Here is a 5,643-nt window from a genome sequence, read left to right as displayed (position 1 = left end):
CGGGTCAGTTCGGCGAACTCGGCTTCGCCGACGGTTTTGCCGCCGTGCGCGAGGATGCGTTTGAGCGAATCGTCGCGCGACACGCCTTTGAGCTGCTCGTTAAACTTGCGGTCGATGCTGATGCCCAGTTCTTCGGCGAGCTTTTTCCATGCGCGGTAGTGGTATTCGGCGGTGTCGGTGATGACGCCGTCGAGGTCAAACAGGACTGCGGTAAAAGTCATTTTGCGCCCTCCTTATTTTTCCAACGCGACGGTGTGGCTGCCGTTGAGCGTGATGTCTTTGCCGTACACCTGCAATTCGAGCGGCTCGCCTTTGAGCAGGGTGAAGACGACGTTTTCTTTGCCGACGGCGACTTTAATCAGACGGCCGCGGTAGTTGATGTGGAAGGTATAGCCTGTCCACGCACTCGGCAGGAACGGTGCGAAACTGAGTTTGCCGCCCCAAGTTTTCATTTGGGCGAAACCTTGGACGATGGCGAGCCACGAACCGGTCATGGAGGTGATGTGCAGGCCGTCTTCGGTGTCGTTGTTGTAGTTGTCCAAGTCCAGTCGGGCGGTGCGCTGGTACATTTCCACGGCTTTTTCTTCTTTGCCCAGTTCGGCGGCAAGGATGGCGTGGATACAAGGCGACAGCGAGCTTTCATGCACGGTCATCGGTTCGTAGAAGTCGAAGTTGCGGCGTTTTTCGTCCATGTTGAAACGGTCGCCGAAGAAGTAGATGCCTTGCAATACGTCCGCCTGTTTGATGAAGGGAGAACGCAGGATTTTGTCCCACGACCATTTCTGGTTGAGCGGCAAATCGTCGGGCGAAAGCGCGGACACGGGGCGGATGTCTTTGTCGAGGAAGCCGTCGTGCTGCACGAATACGCCGAGTTCTTCGTCATGCGGACGGTACATATTGGCGCTGATGTCCACCCATTTTTCCAGCTCGTCGGCACTCACGTTCAAATCCGGACGCGGATATTTCGCCAAGGCTTCGCGGGTGTAGTCCAATACCCATGCGGCAAGGGTGTTGGTGTACCAGTTGTTGTTGATGTTGTTTTCGTATTCGTTCGGACCGGTTACGCCGTGAATCATGTATTTGCCGTTGCGTTTGGAGAAGTGGACGCGGTCCGCCCAGAAGCGGGACACTTCGACCAAGACTTCCAAGCCTTCTTTGGCAAGATAGCTTTCGTCGCCGGTGTAGTTGGTGTAGTTGTAGATGGCGTAAGGAATCGCACCGTTGCGGTGGATTTCCTCGAAGGTGATTTCCCATTCGTTGTGGCACTCGATGCCTGTAAACGTTACCATCGGATAGAGTGCGCCCGCCAAGCCCTGTTCGCGCGCGTTGTGCTGCGCCTGCGGCAGTTGGTTGCGGCGGTATTGCAGCAGGTTGCGGGTAACTTCGGGTTCAGCCAGTGCAAGATAGAGCGGCACGGCGTAGGCTTCGGTGTCCCAATAGGTCGCGCCGCCGTATTTTTCGCCGGTAAAGCCTTTGGGGCCGATGTTCAGGCGCGCGTCTTCGCCGTAGTAGGTGGAGAACAGTTGGAACAGGTTGAAGCGGATGCCCTGCTGCGCTTCATCGCTGCCTTCGATGACCACGTCGGCGATTTCCCAACGGTGCAACCAGCCTGCTTTGTGCGCGTCCAGCAAGGTTTCGAACACAACGCCTGCGACTTTTTCCGATAAGGCGCGGCCTGCGGCTTTCACTGCTTCCAAGCCCTGATAATCGCGGTTGGTGGTAACAATCACGCGTTTTTCAAAGGTTTCGGGCGTGCTGCCGACTTCGGCTTCAAAAGAATTGGAGACCTGCCAGTCGGTTTGGCTGCCGCCGATGGCTTTGAAGCTGCCGGCGAAGGTTTGCTCGGCGTTGACGATGAATTGTTCCACGCCGAATGGATTGGCGACGGTTTGGGTGGCAATGTAGGAGAGGCCGTCTGAAACGCCTTTGTCTAATACCTGCCAGAATTTTTCTTCGTAGTTGGAGTCTTCGTTTTTCACGTCGGCGTCGATGATTGAATCAATGCGGACTTGGTGGGTTTTGCCGTCAACGGATACGGCTTCCCAGCGGATAACCGCCAGCTCTTTTTGCGCGACCGACAGGAATTTGCACACATCGAAACGCACGCCGAATACGGTGAACGAGCGGCGCAACACGCCGTGCTGCATATCGAGTTCGACGGAGAAGTCGGCAACGTCGTTTTTCGCCAAGTCCACTTCCTGCCCGTCGACAAAGATTTTGACTTTGCTGAAATTGAGTGCGTTGATGGCTTTGCCGAAATATTTGGGGTAGCCGTTTTTCCACCAGCCGACGCGGGTTTTGTCGGGGAACCAAACACCGGCGATGTAGGTGCCCAAGTGGCTGTCGGCGGAATAGGTTTCCTCAAAGCTGCCGCGCATACCCATATAGCCGTTGCCCAAGCTGGTCAGGCTCTCTTGCAGCCGTTTGTGTTCTTTTTCCAGTTTTGCCGAACGCAGCGTCCAAGGGCTGACTTCCATGATTCTTGTATACATCGTAAAGCTCCTGTTTTGATGGTTTTATGGCAAACCGTTTTGAAATACGGTTCGCCTTACTTAAATCAAATAAAGCGTCGGCAGAAGTTTCAGACGACCCTCCTGCCGATAAATGAAGAAAATTATGCGCCGCCGTGTGTTTCTTTAATCAGGAACACGGAAAACGCGCCCAGCAGCAGGACGACGCCCCCTACCAAGAACATATTGGCCTGCAAACCGCCCATCATCGGGAACAACATGAAGCTCAACAGCGAAGCAACAATCTGAGGCATACAGATGGAGCCGTTGAACAAGCCCAAATAAGTGCCCATATGCTTGCCCGACAAGGCGTTGGTTACAATCGTCAGCGGATAAGTGATGATGCCCGCCCAAGCAATACCGATTAAGATGTAAGACAACACCAGCGCGTATTGGTTGCTGATGAAGAATACGGAGAAAAAGCCGAGCGCGCCCAAAGCCAGGCAGCTGAAATAACCCGCCTTAAGGTATCGGTTGGGGATTTTCGCCAATACAAACGAACAAATCACCGCCGCAACCGACTGCACCGCCGCCAATACACCGTACCAGTTGCCCGCTTCCTGATAGCCTACGGAAGACGCATCGGTTGTCTGCCAAACGTTTTCCGCAATCGCGCCAGCGGAATAAGTCCACATATATTGGAAAGCGAACCAGCAGAAAAACTGCACCAGAGTGACCGTCCAAAACGCTTTAGGCGCGGTTTTCAAGAGTTCGAACCAGTTGGCTTTTTCCTGATTTGCCGCCACGTCGATGCCGTGGTAGCGGGCGTAGGTTTCCGGATCGTATTCCTTCACTTTGAAAATCGTGAACGCGCTGGTAATCACCAACAACGCCGCGCCCACATAAAACGCCACGACCACGGTCTGCGGCACGACGCCTTTTTCTGCCGTGTTTTCCAAGCCGATATAGGCAAAGACGAATGGCAGGATAGCGGCGACGACTGCGCCTGTATTGGCCAAGAAACTTTGAATGCCGTAGGCGTAGCCTTTTTGCTCCTCGTTGACCATATCGCCGACCATCATCTTAAACGGCTGCATTGCCATATTGGAGGACACGTCCAACAGCGCAATCATCAGCGCGCCAAACGACAAAGCTGCCAAAGAAGCGTAGCCAAAACCGAAGCTGCCCGAGTTCGGCATCAGAATCATGACGATAACCGCAATCAGCGTACCGTAAAGCAGATAGGGCAGGCGACGGCCGCCCAAGCGCGGCATCCAAGTGCGGTCTGAGTAGTAGCCCACAATCGGCTGAACCAACATACCGGCCAATGGGGGCAGAATGAAAAACCAGCCCAAATTGTGCGGGTCGGCGCCTAAAGTTTGAAAAATTCGGCTCATTTGCGAGCTTTGCAGGGTAAAGGCCGTCTGAACGCCGAGATAGCCGAAGCTCAGCATCCAAATCGTACTTTTTGCCAGTGAGGGCAAACCTTGTTTTGTTGTTTTTTGCGTATGTTCAGACATGAGGCAAATCCTTATTTTAAAAGTATTTGTATTGGGAAATCTGAAATTGTTTTTAGCGCGGTGTTTTTTTGTCGTTATTATTTGTTTATGTACTTTCAAGGATATAGGCGCATTTTATGGAGCGTATCGAATATTGGCAATGTTTGTTCAAAGATAAACTGGCTTAAATCAAATTTTTTACGGTTTCGTGTTGAAAATTTTGGAGAATGAAAGCATTGGTTCGGCTTTGCTGCATATTGTGATGCCGATTTCTATTTTCAGACGGCATTTGAACAAGCAAGTATTTGAGCAATCGGTTAAAATGGGTCGTCTGAAATTTGTTTGACCGAATCGAGAAAAACCATGTCCCAACAATACGTCTATTCTATGCTGCGCGTGAGCAAGGTTGTTCCGCCGCAAAAAACCATTATTAAAGACATTTCCCTTTCATTTTTCCCCGGTGCAAAAATTGGTTTGCTCGGTTTGAACGGTGCGGGTAAATCTACTGTGCTGCGGATTATGGCGGGTGTGGATAAAGAATTTGAGGGCGAAGCCGTGCCGATGGGCGGCATTAAAATCGGCTATCTGCCGCAAGAGCCTGAGCTTGATCCTGAAAAAACCGTGCGCGAGGAAGTGGAAAGCGGCTTGGGCGAAGTGGCTGCCGCGCAGAAACGCTTGGAAGAAGTGTATGCCGAGTATGCCAATCCTGATGCGGATTTTGACGCGTTGGCGGAAGAACAAGGCCGTTTGGAAGCGATTATTGCGGCGGGTTCGTCTACCGGCGGCGGTGCAGAGCATGAATTGGAAATCGCCGCCGATGCGCTGCGCCTGCCGGAATGGGATGCCAAAATCGGCAATCTGTCCGGCGGTGAAAAACGTCGTGTTGCCTTGTGCAAACTCTTGTTGAGCAAGCCCGACATGCTGCTGCTGGACGAGCCGACCAACCACTTGGATGCGGAATCGGTCGAGTGGCTGGAGCAATTCCTCGTACGCTTCCCAGGTACAGTCGTTGCAGTAACGCACGACCGCTATTTCTTGGACAACGCCGCCGAATGGATTTTAGAACTCGACCGCGGACACGGTATCCCGTGGAAAGGCAATTACTCATCTTGGCTGGAGCAGAAAGAAAAACGCTTGGAAAACGAGGCAAAATCCGAAGCTGCGCGCGTGAAGGCGATGAAGCAGGAATTGGAATGGGTGCGCCAAAATGCCAAAGGCCGCCAAGCCAAGTCTAAAGCGCGTTTGGCTCGTTTTGAAGAAATGAGCAACTACGAATACCAAAAACGCAATGAAACGCAGGAAATCTTTATCCCTGTTGCCGAGCGTTTGGGTAACGAAGTGATTGAATTTGTAAACGTTTCCAAATCGTTTGGCGATAAAGTGCTGATTGACGATTTGAGCTTCAAAGTGCCTGCTGGCGCGATTGTCGGCATCATAGGTCCGAACGGCGCGGGTAAATCGACGCTGTTTAAAATGATTTCGGGCAAAGAGCAGCCTGATTCCGGCGAAGTGAAAATCGGCCAAACCGTAAAAATGAGCCTGATTGACCAAAGCCGCGAAGGTTTGCAAAACGATAAAACCGTGTTCGACAACATCGCTGAAGGCCGCGACATTTTGCAGGTTGGTCAGTTTGAAATTCCAGCCCGCCAATATTTGGGACGCTTCAACTTCAAAGGCAGTGACCAAAGCAAAAT

At 52.3% G+C, this 5,643-nt stretch carries 5 protein-coding genes; 2 read left to right on the top strand and 3 right to left on the bottom strand.

The genetic code is table 11. The features are described 5' to 3' along the window. The 3 genes from ACTHUT_RS13090 to ACTHUT_RS13080 all read right to left on the bottom strand — a co-directional run. Positions 1–221, bottom strand: a 221-nt coding sequence (locus ACTHUT_RS13090; RefSeq protein WP_440418874.1) for an HAD hydrolase-like protein, incomplete at its 3' end; no start/stop codon positions are given. Between the two features lie 12 nt (positions 222–233). Further along, complete coding sequence (locus tag ACTHUT_RS13085) at positions 234–2,492, bottom strand: glycoside hydrolase family 65 protein (protein ID WP_250601120.1); 2,259 nt, start codon at positions 2,490–2,492, stop codon at positions 234–236. A 122-nt stretch (positions 2,493–2,614) separates the two neighbouring features. After that, positions 2,615–3,970: an SLC45 family MFS transporter gene (locus tag ACTHUT_RS13080; protein WP_250601118.1), complete on the bottom strand. Its 1,356-nt coding sequence runs from the start codon at positions 3,968–3,970 to the stop codon at positions 2,615–2,617. Between the two features lie 190 nt (positions 3,971–4,160). On the opposite strand from ACTHUT_RS13080, the gene ACTHUT_RS13075 reads away from it, so the two are divergent. Next, positions 4,161–4,295, top strand: a complete 135-nt coding sequence (locus ACTHUT_RS13075; RefSeq protein ID WP_284675707.1) for a hypothetical protein — start codon at positions 4,161–4,163, stop codon at positions 4,293–4,295. Between the two features lie 17 nt (positions 4,296–4,312). Further along, on the top strand, positions 4,313–5,643 hold a 1,331-nt coding region (gene ettA, locus ACTHUT_RS13070), incomplete at its 3' end, for an energy-dependent translational throttle protein EttA (protein WP_440418873.1).

The organism is Neisseria sp. P0022.S010, assembly GCF_051956635.1.
This window is presented reverse-complemented; position numbering and strand designations above follow the sequence as displayed.

Excerpts from the sequence above, each read along its gene's own strand:
- ACTHUT_RS13085 (WP_250601120.1), bottom strand. The coding sequence starts at position 2,492 with ATGTATACAAGAATCATGGAAGTCAGCCCTTGGACGCTGCGTTCGGCA.
- ACTHUT_RS13080 (WP_250601118.1), bottom strand. The coding sequence starts at position 3,970 with ATGTCTGAACATACGCAAAAAACAACAAAACAAGGTTTGCCCTCACTG.